General features: G+C 63.4%; 27 protein-coding genes. 14 read left to right on the top strand and 13 right to left on the bottom strand.

All coding sequences use genetic code 11. From position 1 onward, the window contains the following. Window positions 1–173: 173 nt before the first annotated feature. Both acnA and Q4G24_RS01500 read left to right on the top strand, forming a co-directional pair. Window positions 174–2,945 (top strand): aconitate hydratase AcnA, encoded by a 2,772-nt coding sequence (gene acnA, locus Q4G24_RS01505; RefSeq protein ID WP_303364729.1) that lies wholly within the window; start codon window positions 174–176, stop codon window positions 2,943–2,945. Between the two features lie 111 nt (window positions 2,946–3,056). Further along, window positions 3,057–3,827 carry a calcium-binding protein gene (locus tag Q4G24_RS01500; RefSeq protein ID WP_303364728.1) on the top strand — a complete coding sequence of 257 codons (771 nt, stop codon included), beginning with the start codon at window positions 3,057–3,059 and terminating at the stop codon, window positions 3,825–3,827. Window positions 3,828–3,893: 66 nt separating this feature from the next. Here Q4G24_RS01500 and Q4G24_RS01495 read toward each other — a convergent pair whose 3' ends face one another. The 9 genes from Q4G24_RS01495 to yajC are packed head-to-tail and all read right to left on the bottom strand — an operon-like array spanning window position 3,894 to window position 10,010. Further along, window positions 3,894–4,418 carry a DsbE family thiol:disulfide interchange protein gene (locus Q4G24_RS01495; RefSeq protein WP_303364727.1) on the bottom strand — a complete coding sequence of 175 codons (525 nt, stop codon included), beginning with the start codon at window positions 4,416–4,418 and terminating at the stop codon, window positions 3,894–3,896. Continuing rightward, window positions 4,411–4,572, bottom strand: a complete 162-nt coding sequence (gene ccmD, locus Q4G24_RS01490; RefSeq protein ID WP_303364726.1) for a heme exporter protein CcmD — start codon at window positions 4,570–4,572, stop codon at window positions 4,411–4,413. The genes Q4G24_RS01495 and ccmD overlap by 8 nt, the downstream gene beginning before the upstream one ends. Beyond that, complete coding sequence (ccmC, locus tag Q4G24_RS01485; protein ID WP_303364725.1) at window positions 4,569–5,294, bottom strand: heme ABC transporter permease CcmC; 726 nt, start codon at window positions 5,292–5,294, stop codon at window positions 4,569–4,571. Before ccmC ends, ccmD begins: the two co-directional genes overlap by 4 nt. 42 nt (window positions 5,295–5,336) lie before the next feature. After that, entirely contained in the window at window positions 5,337–5,993 is a 657-nt protein-coding gene (gene ccmB / locus Q4G24_RS01480) for a heme exporter protein CcmB (RefSeq protein ID WP_303364724.1), read from the bottom strand. Between the two features lie 19 nt (window positions 5,994–6,012). Beyond that, window positions 6,013–6,648 (bottom strand): heme ABC exporter ATP-binding protein CcmA, encoded by a 636-nt coding sequence (gene ccmA, locus Q4G24_RS01475; protein WP_303364723.1) that lies wholly within the window; start codon window positions 6,646–6,648, stop codon window positions 6,013–6,015. Continuing rightward, a complete protein-coding gene (locus Q4G24_RS01470) occupies window positions 6,645–7,001 on the bottom strand; it encodes an Mth938-like domain-containing protein (protein WP_303364722.1) in 357 nt (118 codons plus the stop codon). The genes ccmA and Q4G24_RS01470 overlap by 4 nt, the downstream gene beginning before the upstream one ends. Beyond that, entirely contained in the window at window positions 6,998–7,984 is a 987-nt protein-coding gene (gene secF, locus Q4G24_RS01465; RefSeq protein WP_303364721.1) for a protein translocase subunit SecF, read from the bottom strand. The genes Q4G24_RS01470 and secF overlap by 4 nt, the downstream gene beginning before the upstream one ends. 1 nt (window position 7,985) lies before the next feature. Continuing rightward, a complete protein-coding gene (gene secD, locus Q4G24_RS01460) occupies window positions 7,986–9,653 on the bottom strand; it encodes a protein translocase subunit SecD (RefSeq protein ID WP_303364720.1) in 1,668 nt (555 codons plus the stop codon). Window positions 9,654–9,683: 30 nt separating this feature from the next. After that, complete coding sequence (gene yajC / locus Q4G24_RS01455) at window positions 9,684–10,010, bottom strand: preprotein translocase subunit YajC (RefSeq protein ID WP_303364719.1); 327 nt, start codon at window positions 10,008–10,010, stop codon at window positions 9,684–9,686. Between the two features lie 170 nt (window positions 10,011–10,180). On the opposite strand from yajC, the gene mazG reads away from it, so the two are divergent. From mazG to Q4G24_RS01400, 11 genes are all read left to right on the top strand, one after another. After that, on the top strand, window positions 10,181–10,978 hold the full coding sequence (mazG, locus tag Q4G24_RS01450) for a nucleoside triphosphate pyrophosphohydrolase (RefSeq protein WP_303364718.1): 798 nt from the start codon (window positions 10,181–10,183) through the stop codon (window positions 10,976–10,978). Between the two features lie 167 nt (window positions 10,979–11,145). Continuing rightward, on the top strand, window positions 11,146–11,991 hold the full coding sequence (locus tag Q4G24_RS01445; protein ID WP_303364717.1) for a UDP-2,3-diacylglucosamine diphosphatase: 846 nt from the start codon (window positions 11,146–11,148) through the stop codon (window positions 11,989–11,991). Further along, on the top strand, window positions 11,988–13,103 hold the full coding sequence (locus tag Q4G24_RS01440) for a ceramide glucosyltransferase (RefSeq protein ID WP_303364716.1): 1,116 nt from the start codon (window positions 11,988–11,990) through the stop codon (window positions 13,101–13,103). The genes Q4G24_RS01445 and Q4G24_RS01440 overlap by 4 nt, the downstream gene beginning before the upstream one ends. A gap of 9 nt (window positions 13,104–13,112) precedes the next feature. Further along, the gene (locus Q4G24_RS01435) at window positions 13,113–13,697 is read left to right on the top strand and encodes a DedA family protein (RefSeq protein ID WP_303364715.1); all 585 of its coding nucleotides are present in this window, start codon (window positions 13,113–13,115) and stop codon (window positions 13,695–13,697) included. After that, on the top strand, window positions 13,694–14,371 hold the full coding sequence (locus Q4G24_RS01430; protein WP_303364714.1) for a glycosyltransferase: 678 nt from the start codon (window positions 13,694–13,696) through the stop codon (window positions 14,369–14,371). Before Q4G24_RS01435 ends, Q4G24_RS01430 begins: the two co-directional genes overlap by 4 nt. 11 nt (window positions 14,372–14,382) lie before the next feature. Beyond that, entirely contained in the window at window positions 14,383–14,814 is a 432-nt protein-coding gene (locus Q4G24_RS01425; protein ID WP_303364713.1) for a nuclear transport factor 2 family protein, read from the top strand. Window positions 14,815–14,933: 119 nt separating this feature from the next. Beyond that, window positions 14,934–16,343 carry a cytochrome ubiquinol oxidase subunit I gene (locus Q4G24_RS01420; RefSeq protein WP_303364712.1) on the top strand — a complete coding sequence of 470 codons (1,410 nt, stop codon included), beginning with the start codon at window positions 14,934–14,936 and terminating at the stop codon, window positions 16,341–16,343. Beyond that, window positions 16,340–17,347: a cytochrome d ubiquinol oxidase subunit II gene (gene cydB, locus Q4G24_RS01415; protein ID WP_303364711.1), complete on the top strand. Its 1,008-nt coding sequence runs from the start codon at window positions 16,340–16,342 to the stop codon at window positions 17,345–17,347. Before Q4G24_RS01420 ends, cydB begins: the two co-directional genes overlap by 4 nt. Beyond that, window positions 17,347–17,442 (top strand): DUF2474 domain-containing protein, encoded by a 96-nt coding sequence (locus Q4G24_RS01410; RefSeq protein ID WP_303364710.1) that lies wholly within the window; start codon window positions 17,347–17,349, stop codon window positions 17,440–17,442. The genes cydB and Q4G24_RS01410 overlap by 1 nt, the downstream gene beginning before the upstream one ends. A gap of 62 nt (window positions 17,443–17,504) precedes the next feature. Then, window positions 17,505–18,482, top strand: coding sequence for a tRNA dihydrouridine(20/20a) synthase DusA (gene dusA / locus Q4G24_RS01405; protein ID WP_303364709.1), 978 nt, complete (start codon window positions 17,505–17,507; stop codon window positions 18,480–18,482). A gap of 267 nt (window positions 18,483–18,749) precedes the next feature. After that, window positions 18,750–19,562: a sulfite exporter TauE/SafE family protein gene (locus Q4G24_RS01400; RefSeq protein WP_303364708.1), complete on the top strand. Its 813-nt coding sequence runs from the start codon at window positions 18,750–18,752 to the stop codon at window positions 19,560–19,562. Here the strand turns inward: Q4G24_RS01400 and Q4G24_RS01395 are convergent, their stop codons facing one another. The 4 genes from Q4G24_RS01395 to Q4G24_RS01380 all read right to left on the bottom strand — a co-directional run bounded on the left by Q4G24_RS01395 (window position 19,563) and on the right by Q4G24_RS01380 (window position 22,694). Further along, window positions 19,563–20,876 (bottom strand): MFS transporter, encoded by a 1,314-nt coding sequence (locus Q4G24_RS01395; protein WP_303364707.1) that lies wholly within the window; start codon window positions 20,874–20,876, stop codon window positions 19,563–19,565. A gap of 68 nt (window positions 20,877–20,944) precedes the next feature. Beyond that, window positions 20,945–21,754, bottom strand: coding sequence for a CoA transferase (locus Q4G24_RS01390; protein ID WP_303364706.1), 810 nt, complete (start codon window positions 21,752–21,754; stop codon window positions 20,945–20,947). Beyond that, window positions 21,754–22,404, bottom strand: coding sequence for a DUF1523 family protein (locus Q4G24_RS01385; RefSeq protein WP_303364705.1), 651 nt, complete (start codon window positions 22,402–22,404; stop codon window positions 21,754–21,756). The genes Q4G24_RS01390 and Q4G24_RS01385 overlap by 1 nt, the downstream gene beginning before the upstream one ends. An 11-nt stretch (window positions 22,405–22,415) precedes the next feature. After that, window positions 22,416–22,694: a hypothetical protein gene (locus Q4G24_RS01380; protein ID WP_303364704.1), complete on the bottom strand. Its 279-nt coding sequence runs from the start codon at window positions 22,692–22,694 to the stop codon at window positions 22,416–22,418. 119 nt (window positions 22,695–22,813) lie between these two features. Between Q4G24_RS01380 and Q4G24_RS01375 the strand changes: the two genes are divergently transcribed. Then, window positions 22,814–23,107, top strand: coding sequence for a septum formation initiator family protein (locus tag Q4G24_RS01375; RefSeq protein ID WP_303364703.1), 294 nt, complete (start codon window positions 22,814–22,816; stop codon window positions 23,105–23,107). Window positions 23,108–23,148 lie beyond the last annotated feature (41 nt).

Raw genomic sequence — 23,148 nt, 5'->3', positions numbered from 1 at the left:
GCATGGATCAGCCCGTGGCATTGCAGCCACAATCAGGGCCGGAAACGGGCTTGCAACCGCTCCGCCGTTTCGGTATACAACCGCATACAAACGCGGCCCTGCCTTGCAACCAGACCGGAAACAAGGCATCCGGGAAGCGTTCGCCAGACCCATCAATCGACAGGGAGGCCCTGATGCCCATCGTCACCGGAACCGACACCGCCAAGACCCGCCGCAAGCTGAGCGCGGGCGGCAAGGATTATGTGTATTACTCGATTCCCGCCGCGACCGAAGCCGGTCTTGGCGATTTCTCGAAGCTGCCCGCCAGCCTGAAAGTGGTGCTGGAAAACATGCTGCGGTTTGAGGACGCCGGCCACACCGTCAGCGTCGATGACATCAAGGCTTTCGCAGAATGGGCGCAAAAAGGCGGCAAGAACCCGCGTGAGATCGCCTACCGTCCGGCCCGCGTTCTGATGCAGGATTTCACCGGCGTTCCGGCGGTCGTGGACCTTGCCGCGATGCGCGACGGGATCAAGGCGCTTGGCGGCGATGCACAGAAAATCAACCCGCTGAACCCGGTTGATCTGGTCATCGACCATTCGGTTATGATCGACGAGTTCGGCACCCCGCGCGCCTTCCAGCGCAACGTCGAGCTGGAATATGAACGCAACATCGAACGCTATACCTTCCTGAAATGGGGTCAAAAGGCGTTCAACAACTTCCGCGTGGTGCCACCCGGCACCGGCATCTGCCATCAGGTGAACCTGGAATATCTGGCGCAGACCGTCTGGACCGACACCGACCAGAACGGCGAAAACGTCGCCTATCCCGACACGCTGGTCGGCACCGACAGTCACACCACCATGGTGAACGGTCTGGCCGTCCTCGGCTGGGGCGTCGGCGGGATCGAGGCCGAAGCCGCGATGCTGGGTCAGCCGGTTTCCATGCTGATCCCCGAGGTTGTCGGCTTCAAGATCACCGGCGCGCTGCGCGAGGGCGTGACCGCGACCGACCTTGTGCTGAAAGTCGTGCAAATGCTGCGCGCCCATGGCGTCGTCGGCAAATTCGTCGAGTTCTACGGCGAAGGTCTGGACCACATGCCGCTGGCCGACCGCGCGACCATCGCCAACATGGCCCCCGAATATGGCGCGACCTGCGGCTTCTTCCCGGTTGATGCCGAAACCCTGCGTTACCTGCGCCAGACTGGCCGGGACGAGGACCGCATCGCGCTGGTCGAGGCTTACGCCAAGGAAAACGGCTTCTGGCGCGGTGCCGATTACGCGCCGGTTTACACCAGCACGCTGGAACTGGATCAGGGCGATGTTGTCCCCGCGATTTCCGGCCCGAAACGTCCGCAGGATCACGTTGCCCTGACCGATTCGGCTTATGAGTTCAGCAAATACATCAGCGGCACCCGCAAACTGGCCGAACCGGCCCGGCGCGAGATCAAGGAATGGAACGACGAGGGCGGCGCACCTGCCCCGGATTACCTGCCGGGCCATCTGGACGGGTTCAATTCCGGCGCGGTCGAGGGCGAAGGCTACAAGCTGCATGACGGCTCGGTCGTGATCGCCTCGATTACGTCCTGCACCAACACCTCGAACCCCTATGTGCTGATGGCCGCCGGTCTGGTCGCCCGCAAGGCGCGCGCCCTTGGCCTGAACCGGAAACCGTGGGTGAAAACCTCGCTGGCCCCCGGATCGCAGGTGGTCGAGGAATATCTGAAGGCCGCCGGTTTGCAGGAAGATCTGGACGCGCTGGGCTTTAACCTTGTCGGTTTCGGCTGCACGACCTGTATCGGCAACTCTGGCCCGCTGGAGCCTGCGATTTCCAAGTCGATCAACGACAACGATCTGGTCGCCGTGTCGGTGCTGTCGGGCAACCGCAACTTTGAAGGCCGGATTTCGCCGGACGTGCGAGCCAACTATCTGGCCAGCCCGCCGCTGGTCGTGGCCTATGCCATCGCTGGCGACATGAACATCGACCTGACTACTGAACCGCTGGCCTATACGCCCGAGGGGAAAGCCGTGTTCCTGAAAGACATCTGGCCGACCAGCAAAGAGGTCGCCGATCTGGTCGATACCATCGTCACCCGCGAAATGTTCCAGGCGAAATACGCCGATGTGTTCAAGGGCGACGAGCGTTGGCAGGCGGTGGAAACCACCGACAGCGAGACCTATGACTGGCCCGCGTCCTCGACCTATATCCAGAACCCGCCCTATTTCCAGGGCATGGGCAAGGATGCCGGTTCGATCCACAACATCGACGGCGCCCGCGTTCTGGCGCTGCTGGGCGATATGATCACCACCGACCACATCTCGCCCGCCGGTTCGTTCAAGGCCGATACGCCCGCCGGTCGTTACCTGACCGAACGTCAGGTCGCGCCGCGTGATTTCAACAGCTATGGCTCGCGCCGTGGCAACCACGAAATCATGATGCGCGGCACCTTTGCCAACATCCGCATCAAGAACGAGATGCTGGACGGGGTCGAGGGTGGTTTCTCGAAGGACGCCTCGGGCAAGCAGGCGGCGATTTATGACGCGGCGATGTCCTATGTCGAGCAGGGGACGCCTCTGGTCGTGATCGGCGGCATCGAATACGGTGCCGGTTCCTCACGCGATTGGGCGGCCAAAGGCACTAACCTGCTGGGCGTCAAAGCCGTGATCGCGGAATCCTTCGAGCGTATCCACCGTTCCAACCTGGTCGGCATGGGCGTCATCCCGTTCGAGTTCACCGGCGGCGACAACCGCAAATCGCTGAACCTGACCGGGGATGAGGTTATCAGCATCGACGGTCTGGAAGGTGATTTCAAACCGCTGTCGCTGGTGCCTTGCACGATCAAATATGCTGATGGCACGGTGAAAACCATCCAATTGAAAGCCCGCGTCGATACCGAGGTCGAAATCGACTACCTGAAAAACGGTGGTGTGCTGCATTACGTTCTGCGCAATCTGGCGAAAGCGTAAGCACCCATGAATGAAAAGCCCCGCTTCGGCGGGGCTTTTTTTTGTCAAAAAAACTTCACACAACATGCCGGAATAATCCTGCCGCCACGCCGTTAGCCTTACAGGGACGGAATGATCCGCCCTGTATCTGAGGAGAACAAAATCATGGCGACGATCCGGGGAGCTGGCAAAGCCGATCTGATTCGCGGCACCAAATGGGCCGATATTCTGACTGGCGGCGATGGTGAAGACACCATCTATGGTCTGGAAGGCAACGATTCAATCAATGGTGGTGACGATGACGACCGCCTGTATGGTGGGGCCGGCAATGACACCATTCAGGGCGGTAAGGGCGAAGATCGCCTGTATGGCGGCGACGGCGACGACCGACTGATTGATTCCAGCGGCAATGATTACATGGATGGCGGCAACGGCAATGATTATATGAATGCCGGCGAAGGCAACGACACCATGTATGGCGGGGCCGGTGCCGATACCATGTATGGTGGTGAAGGGAATGACCGCATGTTCGGCGGTGCGGGCAACGACCGTATGTTCGGCGGCGAAGGCGACGACCTGATGCTGGGCGATGCCGGGCATGACCGTCTTGTCGGTCACGAAGGCAATGACACGCTGAACGGTGGTGCGGGCAATGACACCCTGACCGGCGGCGAAGGTGCCGACCGTTTCGTGTTCACCGGCGGGCGTGACCGTATCACTGATTTCGAAAACGGTGATGACGAAATCGACCTGCGCAGCTTTACCAACATCAACCGCTGGTCGGATATCAGCAGCAAGCTGACCCAATCCGGCAACGACGTGGTGTTCACCAACGGCACCCACACGCTGCGGATCGAGGATACCCGCCTGCGCGATCTGGACGCCGACGATTTCATCTGGTGATCAGCAGTTAACCAAAACAGGCAGTGATACAGGCAAGGAAGGGGGCGTTCGCGCCCCCTTCATCTGTCAGTTCAGCAGCGGACGGATGTCGCGCTCAACCAGTTGCGGGGTCAGCGGCCCGGCAAAGCGATACAGCACCTTGCCATCACCATCGACAACAAAGGTTTCCGGCACCCCATACACGCCCCAATCCAGCGCCATCCGGCCCTGCGGGTCGCTGCCAACAGCGGCAAAGGGGTTGCCAAGCTCACGCAGGAAACCGTCAGCCTTGCGGGCATCATCTTTGTAATTCACGCCCAGAATGGTGACGCCCTGCTTGTCCAGCGCCTCAAGAATGGGATGCTCGACCCGGCAGGGCGCGCACCAACTGGCCCAAAAGTTCACCAGCTTGACCTGACCATCACGCAGGGTTGCGTCGCTGAAGCCGGGCTGGCCGGCAAAGGTCGTGGTCTCGACCGCGGGGGCTTCCTTGCCGATCAGCGCCGAGGGCAGGCTGTTCGGGTCTTGCCGTGCCATGCCCCAGACAAAGATCCCTGCCAGCACGGCAAAGGCCAGCGGCGGAATAATGGCAAGCGGTGGAATCTTAGCCATGGCTGGCCTCTTTCATGCGGGTTTCCTGAGCTTCCAGCGCACGGCGGGCGCGGGCGTTACGCAGGACAGATTGCACAATCAGGCCGACAATCAGCAGCCCCGAAATACCATAAGCCGACAAAACCGTCGTCGTATATTTGCCAAGTTCGATCATGCGCGGGTTTCCCTTGCTTGCAGGGCGGCGGTGCGGCGGATGCGGATTTCGGTGCGGGTGCGGATCAGCAGCAGCGCCACGAACAGCAGCACAAAGCCGGTCATCGTCAGATACAGCGGATAACGGTAAACCGCGCTCATCCGCTCACCCGGCGCGACTGAGAGGCTGGCCCCCTGATGCAGCCCCTGGTTCCAGAACAGAACCGCATAGCGTGACAGGAACGCAAAGACCGAACCGACGATGCAAAGAACCGAGGTCAGATCGGCGGCGCTGTCGGCATCGTCAATCGCGGCCCACAGCGCCATATAGCCCAGATAGAACAGGAACAGGATCAGGAAGCTGGTCAGGCGCGGGTCCCATTCCCACCACGTCCCCCACATCGGCTGGCCCCAGACCGCGCCTGTCACCAGCGCAATCAGCGTCATCACCGCCCCGATGGGGGCTGCGGCCTTGGCGGCAAGGGCGCTGACATGGTGACGGCGGATCAGCCAGATCAGCGAGGTCGCCAGCATCATCACCCAAATGTTAATCGCCATCAGCGCCGATGGCACATGCAGGAAAATGATCTTGACGGTTGATCCCTGCCGGAAATCCTCGGGCGTCAGAAAGCCCCAGATCAGCCCGCCGACCGTGGCCAGCACGGCAGCGGCGACCACAAAGGGCAGCACTGCGCCAGACAGGCGCATGAACTTGACGGGGTTGGCGTATTCCCAGATCGACATGGGGCTTCCTACCTTGTCATGCGGGGGCTTCTCAAGCCCCGCTTACCTCAGATTCACCCGCAGCGCAGCCGCTGCGGCAAAGGGTATCAGGGCCACCGTCGCGGCGGTGATCCCGGCCAGAAAGGCCAGCGGCGTAGCGACACCGGCGCCCTCGGCGCTGCGGCGCACCAGCTCGGCCCCGAAGATCAGCGTCGGCACATAAAGCGGCAGCACCAGCAGCGACAGCAGCAAACCGCCGCGCCGCAGCCCGACCGTCACCGCCGCGCCAAAAGCACCCAGCATCGACAGCGCGGGCGTGCCAACAGCCAGCGACAGCACCAGCCCCGCCATCGCCTGCGCCGGCAGATGCAGCAGCACCCCGAACACCGGCGCGGCCAGCACCAGCGGCAGGCCGGTGGTGATCCAATGCGCCAGCGCCTTGACCGCGACCGCGCCTTCCAGCGGCAAGGGCGCAGTCGCCAGCAGGTCAAGCGAGCCATCCTCGTGATCCAGCGCGAAGATACGGTCCAGCGACAGCAGACAGGCCAGCAGCGCCCCGACCCAGAGGATACCGGGGGCGATGCGCGCCAGAATCCCGCCCTCTGGCCCGACGCCGAACGGCACAAGCGTGCAGACGATCAGAAAGAACGCCAGCCCAAGGCCAAAGCCGCCCCCGGCCCGCGTGGCCAGCCGCAGGTCGCGGATCAGCAGCGCCAGCATCGTGAGCCTCCTGCGCGTGTCATGCGAAAGCCTCGTTGAAACCCGACGCGCGGGTGACGGGCGCATCGGGACGGGCGCGGAAGGGCGTCAGGTCCAGCACATCGGCCTCGGGGATGCCAAGGTCGATGTGGGTTGCCATCAGCGCCGCACCGCCAGCCGCCAGATGGGCGCGGATCACCCCAGCGAACAGCGCCACCGAATCAGCGTCCAGCGAAACCGTGGGTTCATCCAGAACCCAGACCGGGCGTCCCGTGACCAGCAGCCGCGCCAGCCCGAGGCGGCGCTTTTGCCCCGCCGACAGCGACCCCGCCGGACGGTCGGCAAGCTGCGTCAGGTTCATCCCCTGCAAGGCGGTATCAATCGCCGGACCGCCAAAGACCTGCGCCCAGAATTGCAGATTTTCCGCCACAGTCAGCGCGGCTTTCAGCCCGTCGGCATGGGCGGCATAGGCGATGCTGTCAGGCTCCGCGATGACCTCGCCCGCGATGGGCGGTTGCAGGCCCGCGATACAACGCAACAGCGTGGTCTTACCAATGCCGTTCGGGCCGCGCAGCACCAGCGCCCGGCCCAGAGCAAGCGTAAAGCTGACGCCTTCGACCGTGCGCAGCCCGCCTCGGGCGACAGTCAGATCGTGGACGGCCAGCAGCGCCGTCATACCGGCAGCAGCGCCGCAGCGACGCGGCGGCCCTCGGACAGCAGCACGTTATAGGTGCGGGCCGCGGCGGGGCTGGCCATGATTTCCGCCATGACGCCCTGCTCGGCCAGCGCGTCGATCAGCCCCGCAGGCGGGTGCGCAATTTCCGCCCCCATACCCAACAGCAGCACATCGACCTGACCGGCCAGCGCAAACAGCGCCGCCTGATCGGTCAGCCCGACCCAGTCCTGCGCCCCTTCGGGCCGGACAATCTGCGCACCATGCCGCACTTGCCCGCCAATGCGGAAAAAGCCGGGGCCATAGCCATCAATCGGCATGGCCCCGGCGAAATCGGAGGGTTCCAGCCCGATCATGGCATCCGCTCGAACGGGGTATCGCCATTGGGCGAAACGTCGGTCGGCTCGGGCTTGTCCCAGTCACGCTTGACGCCCAGCCAATAGACGAGGTTCTTGGCGACATAGATCGAGGAATACGTCCCGATCACGATGCCAAAGGTGATCGCAAAGACAAAGCCCCGGATCACGTCCCCACCCAGCACCAGCAGCGCAATCAGCGCCACCAGCGTGGTGCCAGAGGTCATAATCGTGCGCGACAGGGTTTCGTTCACCGACAGGTTGATCAGGTCATAAAGCGAAACCGACTTATACTTGATCAGGTTTTCGCGCAGCCGGTCGAACACCACCACGGTATCGTTGATCGAATAGCCCAGAATGGTCAGCAGCGCCGCGATGGTGGTCAGGTCAAACTTGATCTGGAACAGCGCGAAAACGCCGACCGTAATCAGCACGTCATGCAACAGCGACACAAAGGCCCCGACCGCGAACTGCCATTCGAACCGCAGCCAAATATAAATCGAAATCCCCGCAAGCGAGGCCAGAACGGCATAAATGGCGGTCATAATCAGCTCGCCCGAGACCTTCGGCCCGACCGATTCGACCGAGGCGAACATGATTGTCGGATCGACTGTTTTCAGCGCGGTTTCCACCGCGGCGATGGTCTCGGGGCTAAGGGCCTCGGAACCCTCTTGTGCCTGAATCCGCACCTGCGCCACATGCTGATCGGGCCGGAAGGTCGGGTCAAACACCTGCGTGATCGCCACATCGCCAAGGTCCATCCCTGCCAGCGCCTGACGATAGGCGCCGACATCGACCGCCGTGCGGGCCTCGGTGCGGATGGTGGTGCCGCCCGAAAAATCGATGCCGTAATTCAGCCCGTTCATCAGCAGCACGACGACCGAAGCCACCGCCAGAAAGGCGCTGAGGCCAAAGGTCAGCACCTGCCAGCGCAGAAAGTCGAAATTGGTCTTTTCCGGGACAAGTTTCAGACGCCAAGCCATATCACACCTCCAGCGTTTTCGGGCGGGCGCGCTCGAACCAGGTCACCGTCATCAGGCGCGTCACCCAAAGCGCCGTAAAGACCGAGGTCACAATCCCGATGGCCAGCGTCACCGCAAAGCCCTTCACCGGGCCAGAGCCAAGCGTGAACAGAATCGCCGCAACGATCATCGTGGTGATATTGGCATCCACAATGGCCGACATGGCATGACGATAGCCCTGGTCGATGGCCTTTGCCGGACCTTTGCCAAGGCGCAGTTCCTCGCGGATACGCTCGAACACCAGCACATTGGCGTCAACGGCCATACCGATGGTCAGCACGATCCCCGCAATGCCCGGCAGGGTCAGCGTCGCCCCTATCATCGACAAAAGGCCAAAGATCAGCCCCATGTTGATCGACAGCGCCAGCGAGGCGAACACCCCCAGCAGGCCATAGCTGGCAATCATCAGCACCACCACAGCGACAAAGCCGACGCCAGCGGCCAGACGGCCCGCGTCGATGCTGTCCTGACCCAGTTCCGGGCCGATGGTGCGTTCTTCAAGGAACGTCATTTCGGCAGGCAGCGCCCCGGCCCGCAGCAGCACCGCCAGCCGGTTCGATTCGGCCACATCCATCGCGCCCGAAATCTGCCCCGTCCCGCCCGGAATGGCCGAGCGGATCACCGGGGCAGAAATCACCTCATTATCCAGAACGATGGCGAAGGGCTGACCGATATTGGCCGCCGTATAGGCACCAAAGCGGCGCGCGCCGGTGGGGCCAAAGCGGAACTCAACCGCAGGCTGGCCGTTCTCATCAAAGGCCGGGCGGGCGTCGGTCAGATCCTCGCCGGTGACGACGGGGGCTTCCTCGATGGTATAGTAAAGCCCCGGCTGATCCTGCGAAGGCAGCACCAGATTGCCAAGGCCGGGCCGCGCGTCAGGATCGCTGCCGGTCGCAATCACCGGGTTGAAGGTCAGTTTTGCGGTGGTCCCGATAAGCTGTTTCAGTTCCTCGGCGGAACCGATCCCCGGCACCTGAATCAGAATCCGGTCGCCACCTTCGCGCACGATGGTCGGTTCGCGCGTGCCGACCGCATCAACCCGGCGGCGCACGATTTCCAGCGATTGCTGAATGGTGCGGTCATTGGTCAGAGCTTTCTCGGCCTCAGAAAGCTGAATGGTCAGCACATTTCCCTGCGCCGAAACCGCCAGATCGCTTTGCCCCGCGCCGGTCAGCGTGGTGATCGGCGTCGCCAGCCCCCGCGCAAGCTGCACCGCGCGAGCCATCTGGTCGGCATTGCCGATTTCCACCTGCAACTGACCATCCGGGGCCGTGATACGGCGGATTGCGCCGATGGTATTGCGCTCGGCCGCAAGAACCGTGCGCAATTCCGGCCAGAGACTGTTCATCCGGGCCTGATACACGTCCTGCGTCTGCACCTCGGCCAGAAGCTGCGCACCGCCGCGCAGGTCCAGCCCCAGATTGACCAGCCCCGAAGGCAGCCAATTCGGCCAGCCATCCGCTGCGGCCTGCTGTTCAGGCGTTGCCGCCCCCCCGGCCTGCTCGATCGCAGCGCGGGCGTCGTTATGCTGCTCGACCCGTTGGTAAAACAGGTTCGGCATGGCGTAGAACAGGCCGAAAACGCAAGTCCCGATAATCAGGATGCGTTTCCACAACGGAATCTGAAGCATTGGCAGCGCCTTTCGTCAGGCTTTGGAAGGTCAGGCTTTGGCCGGCGCGGTCTTGTTCAGCACCTGGCTGATCGAGCTGCGCACCACGCGAACCTTGACGCCTTGCGCGATCTCGACCTCAAGCTGATCGTCGGTCACATTCGTAACCTTGCCCAGCATACCGCCCGAGGTCACGATCTGGTCGCCACGGGTGACGGCCTCGACCATGGCGCGATGCTCACGCAGTTTTTTCTGCTGCGGGCGGATCATCAGGAAATACATGATGACAAAGATCAGGATCAGCGGGATGAATTGCGCCAGAGCGCCAGCACCACCGGCGCCACCGGCGGCCTGAGCATAAGCGGGGGATACGAACATCGGTTTTCCTTCGGCTGCGGGCGCGCGTTCGGCCCGGATTTTAGTCGGCCCGCACCCTAGACGCGGGCGGGCCTATTGGCAAGAATGGCGCGGAAGAAGGGGGCTGTCTGCCCCCGTCGCCCGATGGGCGACTCCCCCGAGGATATTTCTGGACAAAAGATGAGGGCGAGATGAGCGCGGCGCAAGACGAGATCGAACGGCTGATCGGGATTATGGCGGCTTTGCGTGATCCGCAGACGGGTTGCCCCTGGGACATCGAGCAGGATTTCGCATCCATTGCGCCGCACACGATCGAGGAAGCCTATGAGGTCGAGGACGCCATCACCCGGCAGGCATGGGATGAGTTACCCGGCGAATTGGGGGATCTGCTGTTTCAGGTCGTCTTTCACGCCTATATGGCGCAAGAGGCTGGAATGTTTGACTTTGCCGATGTTGCGCGGGCGATTGGCGACAAGCTGGTGTTCCGCCATCCGCATATCTTCGGGGACGCGTCGCGCGATAAATCCGCCGCGCAACAGGTCAAGGATTGGGAGGACATCAAGGCGCAGGAACGCGCCGCCAAGGCCGAACGTGGCGTGCTGGATGGGGTGGCCCTTGGCCTGCCGGCGCTGACCCGAGCGGTCAAACTGCAAAACCGTGCCGCCCGCGTGGGGTTTGACTGGCCCGGCCCTGCCGAAGTGCTGGACAAGATCCGCGAGGAGGCTGCCGAGCTAGCCGAAGCGCAGGCAGGCGCGGACCCTGCACATCTGCGTGAGGAATATGGCGACCTGCTGTTCGTCATGGCCAATCTGGCCCGGCATTTGCAGATCGACCCCGAGGAAGCCCTGCGCGAGGCCAATGCCAAGTTCACCCGCCGCTTTGGCGCGGTCGAGGCGGCGCTGGCCGCACAAGGCCGCCGCCCGCAGGACAGCGATCTGGCCGAGATGGATGCGCTCTGGGACGCCGCAAAGGCCGCCGAGCGGGCGTAATGGGTGGCGTATTGTCGCAGCGTCAGGGGTAAGTGCCGGAAATGCTGCGCTTGCACATGGCTGACAAGAAACGTAATTCAATATTCTGTTAGTTGGCAGACAAGTTTCTGTCATATTTTGTGCCTATAGGCAAAGCTGCAAGGCGACTGAACCGGCAAGGGGTCAGGATGACAGAACAACGGGCAGATCTTCCACGGGTGGCAAAGGCCGGCCTGGCGCGTCGGCAGCTTCGGGCGATTTTTCTGTCGGACATTCATCTGGGCACCATTGGCTGCAAGGCTGACCGGGTGCTGGACTTTCTGAACCGGAACGAAGCGCCCGTGATTTATCTGGTCGGGGACATTCTGGACACTTGGCGGCCGCTGGGTGGCAATTACCGCGATTCGCACCATCAGGTGCTGAAACATCTGTCGGACCGGGTGAACGAGGGCGTCCGGGTGATTTTCCTTCCCGGCAACCATGACGATTTTTTCCGCAATCACCTTGGGTCCAGCCTGTTCGGGTTCGAGATCATGTCTGACGCCGAATACGTCACCCAATCAGGGGAACGGCTGCTGGTCATTCACGGGGATTGCTGCGACGTGTTTTCGGACCGTCTGGCGATGCTGTCCAAGGCCGGAAGCTGGCTGGAAACCGGCATCCGCCGCCTTGGCAACGGCATCAACAAGTCGCGCGAATGGCTGGGTCGCGGCGGCTGGGACGGATTGGAGCGGCTGCTGGCGCGGGTCAATGGTTTCATCCGCCGCAGCGACCGTTTCGAGGCCCGGCTGCTGAACCTTGCGCGTGAGCGTGGCTTTGACGGCATCATCTGCGGCCATTTTCACAAGCCGAACCTGTATCGGGAAAACGGGCTGATCTATGCCAATTGCGGCGACTGGATCGAGAATTGCTCGGCCCTGATCGAGCCAGAGGGTGGGCCGCTGACCCTGATCCGCTGTCAGCCTGTCCCTGACGGCTTGTCCCATGTCGGGGAACATGCCGGGGAAAGCGACGCCCGCGCGGCACTGACATGATCTTTCTGGTGCTGCTGGCACTGGCTTTGCTGGCCGTGCATCTGGTCAGCGTGGCGCTGATCTGGCCGCGTTTTGCCAAACCCGCGCCCGTGACCGCCCCCGCTGATATGCCGCGCGTGACCCTGCTGCGTCCGGTCTGCGGACTGGAATATGCGCTGGAGCAGACGCTGGAATCCGGCTTTACGCAGGACGCGCCGGGCTATGAGGTGATCCATTGCGCCGACGATGAGACCGACCCGGCGGTGCCGCTGGTGCGGGCCTTGATGGCCCGGCATCCGCAGGTGTCGGCGCAACTGCTGATCGGGCGCGACCAGATCAGCGGCAACCCCAAGCTGAACAATCTGGCCAAAGGCTGGCCCGCCGCATCCGGCGACTGGGTGGTGATGGCGGACAGCAACCTGTTGCTGCCACCGGATTATCTGCGGCAGGTGATGGCTTGTCGCGCGCCGGGGGTGGGGATGGTCAGCAGCCCATCCTTTGGGGCCGGGCCGCAGGACTTTTGGGCGCGGGTCGAGGCGGGTTTCCTGAACACATGGCAGGCCCGCTGGCAACTGGCCGGAGATCAGACCGGCAACGGTTTCGCGCAAGGCAAAACGCTGGCCTTTCCCCGCGACTGGCTGACGGCGCAGGGCGGGCTGGCCGCGCTGGCGGGGGATCTGGCCGAGGATGTGGCCTCGACCAAGCTGGTCCGCGCCGCCGGGCTGCGTGTCGCGGTGACGCCGCAGCCATTCGCGCATCCGGTTGGCCCGCGCAACCGGGCGCAGGTCTGGGGTCGTCAGGCGCGTTGGGCGATGCTGCGCCGCCACGGCTTCCCCGCGCTTTACGCGCTGGAGCCGCTGACCGCCCCCGCCCTGCCCGCGCTGGCCCTGCTGATTGCCGCGCCGCTCTGGCTGCCGCTGTTTCTGATCCTGTGGTATGGGGCCGAATATCTGCTGGCCCGTCGCGCCAAGTGGCCGCATGGGCTGGACGACCTTGCCGCATGGATCACCCGCGATGCCATGCTGCCCGCTTTATGGCTGGCAGGCTGGCGGCAAGCTGCGCTAAGCTGGCGCGGCAATGCCGTGACCGAGGGACCAACATCCGAAGGGCAGGCCAAAAAACGGGTGCCCTAGGGACTGGGAATGGAACTCGACACGATACGGCAGATCATTCAGGACCACGGCTTGCTGGTCCTTGCCCCGGTCTCGATCCTCGAAGGCCCTATCGTCACCGTCATTGCGTCGTGGCTGGCGCGTGAAGGGCTGCTGAACATCTTTGCCGTCTATGTGATCTGCGTAATCGGGGATCTGGTTGGTGATGTGGCGATGTATTGGCTGGGCCGCAGGGGCGTATCCCCCCGCTGGCGCAAGCGGTTCGGCCTGACGCCCAGCCGCATGACCGCCCTGCGCAAACATTTCCGCGAACAAGGCCCGCGCACGGTGATGATCGGCAAGCTGACCCATTCGGCGGGCTTTGCCGTGCTGCTGGCGGCAGGGGCGACACGGATGCGGTTCTGGCCGTTTTTCTGGTGGAACACGCTGGCCACGCTGCCGAAAACCCTGTTTTTCGTGCTGCTTGGCTATTTCATGGGCGGGGCCTATGCCTCGATCAACCATTGGATCGGGCGGGTGACGCTGGTTCTGCTGGTGCTGATGATCGCGCTGGCCGCAGGCTGGTGGATCAAGCGCCGGATCGCGGCGGCAGCGGGCGAGGTCGCAAAGGAATGATCTCCTGCATCATCCCCGCCTATAACGAAGGCCCGCGCATCCGGGCGGTGGCGGCGCTGGCCGTCGCCCATCCGCAGATTGCCGAAGTGATCGTGGTCGATGACGGATCGCGCGATGATACTGCAGCGCAGGCGGCCGAGGTCCGCGGCCTGCGGCTGATCCGCCAGCCACGCAACATGGGCAAAACGGCGGCGGTGGCCCGCGGTATCCATGAGGCACGCGGCGATCTGATCCTGTTGCTGGACGCCGACCTGATCGGGCTGACCACCGACGACCTGACCGCCCTTATCGCCCCGGTAACAGCAGGCCGCGCAGATATGTCGATCAGCCTGCGGGGGAACACCCCTGCCCCATGGCGCTGGATCGGGCTGGACTATATTTCGGGCGAACGTGTCCTGTCCCGTAACCTGCTGGCCCCGCATCTGGATCGCCTGAACGCCCTGCCCCGTTTCGGGCTGGAGGTCTTCATGAATCAACTGCTGGTTCAGGCCCCGCTGCGGCTGGCGGTCGTTGGCTGGCCAGAGGTGAAAAGCCCGCTGAAATCGGCCAAACTGGGCCTGTGGCGCGGGCTGCGGGCGGATATGGCAATGATCGCGGATATGATGCGCACCCACGGCCCGCTGCGACTGGCCCGCCAGATCATCGCCATGCGCCGGATGCGGGTCACATCCTGATGGACCCCGTGATGGAACAGGCGGTGCAAGAGCTGTTCCGCCAATATCAGCGGTTCTTCATGCAGGCGCTTGCCGGTCAGCCTGATCCGGCAGCCATTGCGAGGCTTTACACGCCCGAGTTCATCGCCGCCTCTGCCGCCGGAGTGACGACCGGCAAACAGGACGCCGATTTCATGCAGGCCATGGCCCAAGGCTATGATTATTACCGCGACATCGGCACTCGGGATATGCAGATCAGCGCCATCCGCATCTCTCCCATCGACCCGACACATTGCATCGCCCATATTGGCTGGCAGGCACGTTATGCCCGCGACGACCTGCCTGAAACCGTGATTGCTTTCGATGTTCACTATCTGGTGCAATACCTCGACGGGATCGCCAGAGTCTTTGGCTGGATCACGGGTGACGAACAGGCGACCTTGCGCGAAAACGGCGTGATCTGAACCAACATTCGTTAAGTTTCCGCGTATCCTCTGGAAAAACAGGCCGAATCGGTTCATGTTAGCGCCCGACTGACCCACTCTGCCCCTCAGGCGGACAGGCCAAAGCGAAAGGCTTTGCTATGGACTATGGCTTCTCGGCGCTGGATTTGGCGCGGTTCCAGTTCGCGTTTACCATCTCGGCCCACATCATCTTTCCCGCCTTCACCATCGGGCTGGCAAGCTGGCTGGCGGTGCTGAACGCCCGCTGGCTGATGACCCGCGATCCGGTTTATCGCTCGCTGTTTGAGCAGTGGAAAACCATCTTTGCGGTGGTGTTCGGCATGGGCGTAGTGTCAGGCATCGTCATGGCCTATCAGATCGGCGCAAACTGGGCCGTCTTTTCCGACAAGGCCGGATCAGTGATCGGGCCGCTGATGGGCTATGAGGTGCTGACGGCCTTTTTCCTTGAAGCCGGTTTTCTGGGCATCATGCTGTTTGGCCGCGACAAGGTGGGCGACGGGCTGCATATGGCGGCGACCGCGCTGGTCGCCATCGGCACCGCCATTTCAGCCTTCTGGATTCTCTCCGCGAATAGCTGGATGCAGACGCCGCAGGGCCATACCATTGCCGAAAACGGCCAGTTCGTGCCGGTGGACTGGTGGGCGGTCGTGTTCAACCCGTCCTTTCCCTATCGCTTCGTGCATATGGTGCTGGCGGCCTATCTGACGACGGCCTTTGTCGTCGGGGCTTTCGGCGCGCTGCACCTGCTGCGTGACAGCCGCGACCGGGCCGCGCAGGTGGCCTTTTCCATGGCGATGTGGATGGCCATTCTGGTCACGCCGATCCAGATTTTCGCGGGCGACCAGCACGGGCTGAACACGCTGGAGCATCAGCCCGCCAAGATCGCCGCGATGGAGGGCCATTATGAGGGCTTTCCCGATGGTCACGCCCCCCTGATCCTTGTCGGCTGGCCCGATGACGCGGCGGAAACGACCCGCTGGAAGATCGAGGTTCCCCTGCTCGGCAACCTGATCCTGCGCCATGACCTGACCAGCCCGATCCCCGGTCTTCTGGATTTCCCGCCCGAGGACCGCCCGCCCGCGACGCTGATCTTCTGGACCTTCCGCATTATGGTCGCGGTCGGCCTTGGGATGCTGGCGCTTGGGCTGTGGGGGGCGTGGGCGCGCTGGCGCGGGCGGCTGTATGACAGCGACTGGCTGCACCGCGCGGCAATCCTGATGGGGCCAGCGGGGTTTCTGGCCGTGCTTTGCGGCTGGATCACGACCGAGGTCGGTCGCCAGCCATGGACCGTTTACGGCCTGCTGCGCACCGCTGACAGCCATTCGCCCCTGTCGGCAGCAACGGTTGGCACCTCGCTGACCGCCTTTATCATCGTTTACTTTTTCGTCTTCGGCTCAGGCACCTTCTATGTCCTGCGACTGATGAACCGCGCCACCGAAAACGCCGTCGAGGCCGACGAGATCGGCCCCACCCGCAGCGCAGGAACGACTCCGGTCGCATCCGCAGAAGAACAGGGGTTGACGAAATGATGGGCTTTGATCTGGCGACAATCTGGGCGGCAATCATCGCTTTTGCGGTGCTGGCCTATGTGATCCTTGACGGATTCGACCTTGGCATCGGCATCCTGTTCCCGGCGCTGCACAACCGCGAGGACCGGCATCTGGCGATGAACACCATCGCCCCGGTCTGGGACGGCAACGAAACTTGGCTGGTCATGGGCGGCGGCGGGCTGCTGGCGGTGTTTCCGCTGGCCTATGCCATCGTCATGCCCGCGCTTTACCCGCTGATTATCGCCATGCTGCTGGGCCTGATCTTCCGCGGCGTCGCGTTCGAGTTCGTCCACCGCACGAAACGCTGGCAAGCCTTCTGGGAATGGGGCTTTTTCGTCGGGTCGCTGGTCGCCGCACTGGCGCAGGGTTTCGCGCTCGGCGCTCTGGTCGAGGGCATCGCCGTCGAGAACCGCGCCTATGCCGGCGGGCCATGGGACTGGCTGACGCCGTTTGCCGCGCTGAGCGCCGTGGCGCTGGTGGTGGGCTATGTCACCCTTGGTGCCGCGTGGCTGAACCTGAAAACGTCGGGCCGCGCACAGGCCCGCGCCCGCGAAATCGCCCGCATCTTCGGCCCGGCCTTTATCCTGCTGATCGGTGCGGTCAGCCTTGGCACCGCCTATGCCCGCCCCGAATATATGGACCGCTGGTTCGCATGGCCGATGATGGGCTTTTCCATAATCGTGCCGCTGGCGATTGTCGCTTGTGCATGGCTGTTCTGGACCGGGCTGCGCGATCACCGCGACGCCCGCCCCTTCCTTGCGGTTCTGGCGGTGTTTGTGCTGTCTTTTGCCGGGCTTGGGATCAGCTTCTATCCGCATATGGTGCCGCCTTCGCTGACCATTGCCGAGGCTGCCGGGCCGGACGTCTCGCTTGGTTTCCTGCTGACCGGAGCGTTGGTGCTGATCCCACTGATTCTGGCCTATACCGCCTATTCTTACTGGGTGTTTCGCGGCAAGGTGCAGCCGGGCGAAGGTTATCACTGATGCGCCGCTGGCTGTGGTTCATCAGCCTGTATCTGGCCGGAGTCGCGACCCTGGGCCTTATCGCCTATGGGCTGCGCCGGGTGATTATCGGTTAACGGGGCAGCCATGTCCTGCTGAACGGCTTGGCCTGCCGGGGCGACTGACGTATAGGGCCGGCATGATAACGCCCATGGACCCGCAAGCCCCCCGCTTGTCCACCGCCCCGATGATGGACTGGACCGACCGCCATTGCCGCGGCTTTCACCGGCTGCTGTCGCGGCGGGCGCTGCTTTATACGGAAATGGTCACGGCTCCGGCGGTGATCCATGGCGACAGGGGGCGGCTGCTGGATTATGACGCGGCCGAACATCCGGTGGCGCTGCAACTTGGCGGTTCAGACCCGCGCGAGCTGGCCGAGGCCACCCGCATTGCCGCCGACTGGGGCTATGATGAGATCAACCTGAATGTCGGCTGCCCATCCGACCGGGTGCAATCGGGCTGTTTTGGTGCGGTTCTGATGAAATCCCCCGATCTGGTGGCCGAATGTGTGGTGGCGATGCAGGCCGCCAGCCCGGTCGAAATTACCGTGAAATGCCGCATCGGCGTTGACGAGCAAGACCCCGCGACCGTCCTGCCCGATTTCCTGAACCGGATGCAGGCTGCGGGCATCCGCCGCCTGACCATCCACGCCCGCAAAGCATGGCTGCAAGGGCTGTCGCCCAAGGATAACCGCGAAATCCCGCCGCTGGATTACCCGCTGGTGCATCGGATGAAGGCCGATTTTCCCACGCTGCACCTGTCGATCAACGGCGGCATTGACGATCTGGACGCGGCCCGCGCGCATCTGGCGGTGATGGATGGGGTGATGATCGGCCGCGCCGCCTATCACCAGCCATGGGCGATTCTGGGGCAGGCCGATACGCTGTGGGGGGACGCCCCGCCGATGGCCAGCCCGCAAGAGGCAGCGCAGGCGATGCGCGAGGTTCTGGCCCGGCACTTGCGCGAAGGCGGCCGGATGCACCAGATCACCCGGCACATGCTGGGCCTGTTCCACGGCCTGCCCGGCGCACGCGGCTGGCGGCGGATCCTGTCCGAAGCCTCGTCGCGCGGCACGCTGGCCGATTATGACGCGGCCCTTGCCGAAGTGATGGGCTGAAAACATCTCAGCACTTCATTTCGCCTACAGATTACGGCGTATTCGAGCCGAAGTTACAGGCAGAAAGGCCAGACATGGCCCCCGTCCAAGCTGCTGGCGGATTTCCCTTCCCGCTTTGAAACCGGCCGAACACCCCTGTCCTGCCCCCCTGACGCCTTATGAACAGAGGGCAGATCAGGCAAATGGCATCAGCTATCGTGATTATATGGACTTAGCCGGGGCCGAAAGCTACCTTGCCACGCCAGAACATCGTGAACGGAACCAGCCATGACCCTGACCGAAGCCCTTCCCCTGATCCTGACCCTTGCCGCCTTCAGCGCCCTTGCCGGGGTGCTGGCCGGGCTTTTGGGCATTGGCGGTGGCATCGTTCTGGTGCCGGTCTTTGCATGGGTGTTCGACAAGGCCGGCTATGGCGGACCGGATCTGATGCAGATCTGCCTTGCGACATCGCTGGCGACCATCGTCGTAACCTCGGCCCGGTCGGTCATGGCGCATCATGGCAAGGGCGCGGTGGATTGGGACATTCTGCGGCAATGGGCGCCCGGCATCGCCATTGGTGCGATCATTGGCGTGGCCACGGTCTCATCCCTGCGCACACCAACGCTGCAAGCGATTTTCGGCGTACTGGTCATGCTGATTGCGATTTACATGATCGTGTCGCGCCCAAGCTGGAAGCTGGCCAATGACATGCCGCAGGGGCCGGTGAAATGGGCGCTGTCCGCCGCCTCGGGGTTCCTGTCGGTGCTGCTTGGGATCGGCGGCGGCAGCCTTGGCGTGCCGCTGATGACCCTGCATGGCCGCCCGATTCACCGCGCGGTCGCCACCGCTGCCGGATTCGGAGTGCTGATTGCGGTGCCTTCCGTGATCGCCTTTTTGTTCCTGCCCGCCCGCAACGCGCCGCCGCTGACCGTGGGTTCGGTCAATCTGGCAGCATTTTTCATCGTGATTGCGCTGACCATGCTAACCGCACCGCTTGGCGCGGCGCTGGCGCATCGCACTGATCCAGTTCGGCTCAAGCGGATTTTTGCAGGCTTTCTGGTCATTGTCGCCCTGAACATGCTGCGCAAGGCGCTGATGTAATTATCCAATCGCCTCATCACGGGTTTCCTGCCGGATCGCCAGCGTCACAAGCGCCGCTGCCAGCAGCAGCGCCGCGAACAGCCCGATGGCAAGCGTGAAATCCCGCGCAATGACCGCCCCAAGCAGCGAGGGCGCGGCCAGCCCGCCCAACCGCGCCGTGGCACTGGCCAGCCCCATGCCGGTGCCGCGCAATCGCGTCGGGTAAAGTTCCGGCGTAAAGGCGTAAAGTGCGCCCCATGTGCCAAGCAAGGCAAAGCTCATCAGCATCAGCGTTGCAGCGATCACCACCGGGGTTGAGGCCAGCGCAAATCCCGCACAGCCAAGTGCCGAGAGCGTCAGAAACAATTGCAGCGTCGGCTTGCGCCCCCAGCGTTCAACGCCATAGGCCGCCAGCGCATAGCCCGGCACCTGCGCCAGGGCGAGGACCAGCAGGAACCCATAGCCGCGCACCCAGCCAAAGCCCTCACCCGCCAATTTGGCCGGCAGCCAGACAAAGACGCCGTAATAAGACAGCGACACCAGAAACCACAGCGCCAGAACCGCCAGCGTGGTGCGCAGCATATCCGGGCGGAACAGACCCTGCCGCCCCTCGGGCATGGGTGGAGCGATCAGCCTTTCTCCCACCGCCATTGGCGCGACGCCGTTGCCGATCAGCACCCGGTCCACCACCGCGCGGGCGGCAGGCTCATCCCCCTGACGCAGCAGAAACATGGGCGATTCAGGTATCCACAGCCGCAGCCAGATCCCGATCAGCGCCGGGAAAGCCGCCACGGCATAGATCCAGCGCCAGGCATCCTGCACCCCAAGCGACGCACAAATCCAGGCGGTCGCCGCGATGATGATGGTGCCGACGGCCCAAAACCCCTCCAGCCAGACCAGCCAGCGGCCACGGGATTTGGGTGGCAAAAACTCGGCCATCATGGCGTAATCGACGGGCAAGGTTCCCCCCACCGCCACCCCGGTCAGAAAGCGTAGCGCCAAAAGCAGCGTAAAATCATTGGCAAAGACCGAGGCCAGCCCGAAAACCGCATCGCATGTCACCGTCAGCAACAGCACCCGGCGCCGCCCGATCCGGTCCGCCAGCCGCCCGAACAGGGCCGCGCCAAAGAACATGCCAAGGAAAAACAATGTCCCGGTTTGCAGCGCCTGCGGAACGGTCAGGCCGAATGTCGCGGCCAGCGGCACTGCGGTAAAACCGACCGCCAGCACCTGCATCGCATCCGCCGCCCACACCATACCGAACACGCCAAACAGCTTGCGCTGATACGGCCCGGCGCCTGCGCGGCCAAGAATATCGTCAACGCTATGCCCCATGCGTCCCCCTGAACCGCATCTTGCGAATCACGCTCAGGTTGTCATTGCACAAAAAACTTGCAGAGTCGTTAATTCTGGAAAGCAACCAGCGGAATATCCTGATCTTCCGCCAGCTCTGTGACCTGATCGCGGGTCATGCCGGCCAGCGCCGCCGCCGGATCCGCACCAAGCGCCGCATGGAAACGGGCGGCGAAATGCGCCTCCATCGCCGCAGCGGCAACCCAGCCATCGGCCAGCGGATAGATGCGATATTCCGGCAGAACACCCGACAAAAACCCGCCCGGCGCGGTCAGGCCAAGGTGCAGCGGCTCGGCCAGCCATTCCGCCGACTGGCGCAGACCAACGGCGCGATGACGCGCGGTATCGCCCCGCTCGCGCCCCATCAGCAGGGTCAGCGCCGCCTGCGTGGCCCGCGCAACGCCGCCCATATCGGCCAGCAGGCTGCGCGGCATGGCCGGAGGCGACAGCAGCCCGGCCTCGGCCTGATAGGTCAGGTCATGGCCGGGGACGTCGGGGGCCGTCTCATCCCCCACAATCTCGACCCAGCAGAGGTTCGGGGCCAGTTCCGCCAGCGTCCCCGGTGTCAGGCCAAGCCGCGCCAGCGCCCCACGCCGATGCGAGGAAATCAGCAGGTCCGCCCCTTGCATCAGCGCCACGAAATCCGCCCAACCGGCAGGATCACGCAGGTCAATACGCTGCACCTGAAAGCCATCGTTCAGCACCCGATACCAGTCCGGCGCGGCGCTCAGCAGGAAATCCCCGGCAGGCGGCTCGATTTTCAACACCTGCGCGCCGTCGCGCATCAACTCGCGTGCGGTGGCGGGGCCGGGCAGGTTCTGCGCGATGCACAGGACGGTCAGGCCAGACAGCGCCCCCATCAGCGCCGCCCCAGCAGGCGCGACAGCCAGCCCGAAGCCCGGTCGCGGGCGGCATCTGCACGGGCGTCCACGCGGTCCCATGCGTCGTCGATATTCTGCAAGGCCGGGTCGATGGTGCGTTCGCGGAACTGCGCCCACATCCGCCAGATCAGGAACAACAGCGCCCCGATCAGCAGCAGCACAATCTGCCGCCCCCAGTTGGTCGGGCGATCATCCGGCCCCGCCACCGGCACCATCTTGACCGCGTTCGGATAGATCGAGGCCCATGCAACCCGCCAGCCGTAAGAGGTCACGCTGACCCAACGCGGATCGGCCGAGGCGGATTTCATATCCGACGCAATCGCTTGCAGATTGGAACTGTCGTATTTGAAATAGGGGGGCCAGATAAAGCCGGTATCCTCATTGCGGAACACCAACGGCTTACCATTGGGGCGCATCGTGTCGATAAAGCGCACATCGCGGTTGTCGCTGGCGTTGCGGGTGGTGCCGGTGTCCTCGCCCGACCAGAAAAACCCGTTCCAGCTTATCGGCGTCAACCGGGTCTGCGCCTCGACCACGCGGACGGTGTGCTTGGCGGGCAGGGTATAATCCAGCACCGCAAACACCAGCAGCGCAAAGACCAGCCGCAAACCCCAGACGATATATTTCATACCCGCACCTTTCAGCGATGGTTCACAAACCACGCTATAACAACAATCGCCACCGTTGGCAGCACAAAGACCAGCCCCACCATCCGCGCCCGGATGCTGCGGTTGAAACCCTGCATCGAACGCTCGACAAAGGCGCGGCGTTCCGGGCCTTCGCCCATAAGATCAGGGTGACGCCGGTTCCATTCCTTTTCCAGCGATTCCCGCCGCAAGGACCGGATGTAAAGCCCGATCAGCACATAGAACAGCGCCTCGACGGCAATCAGGGCAGCGATAAAACGCAACAGCGCCATAGGCAGGGCCTTTGAAGAACAGCAATTTGCAAAGGTTAGCGCGGGGTTGCGCCAAGAACCAGCCCTGCGGTGGACAGCCCGCCCCCTTGCGCGTAAGTTTCCCGCAAAAAGGATGCCCCATGGCCAGACGCAATTCTATCGGCACCACCGTCGCCTTTCTTCTGATGCTGGCTTTTGGCGTTTATCTGGTATTTTCCGCCATTCAGGGGCCGTCCGGCATCATGCAGCGGATCGAACTGAAGGCCGAGACCCGCGAATTGCAGGCCGAGCGCGATGCCCTGCGCGCCGAGGTCGAGCAGATGCGCAACCTGACCCGGCGGCTGTCGGATGATTACCTTGACCTTGACCTTCTGGATGAACGCGCGCGTGCGGTTCTTGGCCTTGGCCGCGCCGATGAGGTGATGATGCGCTGATGCGCTGACCCGTTGCGGCCCGCCCGCGCTGGTGTTAGGGA

It is taken from the genome of Paracoccus sp. (in: a-proteobacteria) (assembly GCF_030538695.1).
Taxonomy (GTDB): domain Bacteria; phylum Pseudomonadota; class Alphaproteobacteria; order Rhodobacterales; family Rhodobacteraceae; genus Paracoccus.
The sequence above is the reverse complement of the archived record's forward strand: the minus strand, read 5'-3'. Positions and strand labels throughout refer to the sequence as shown.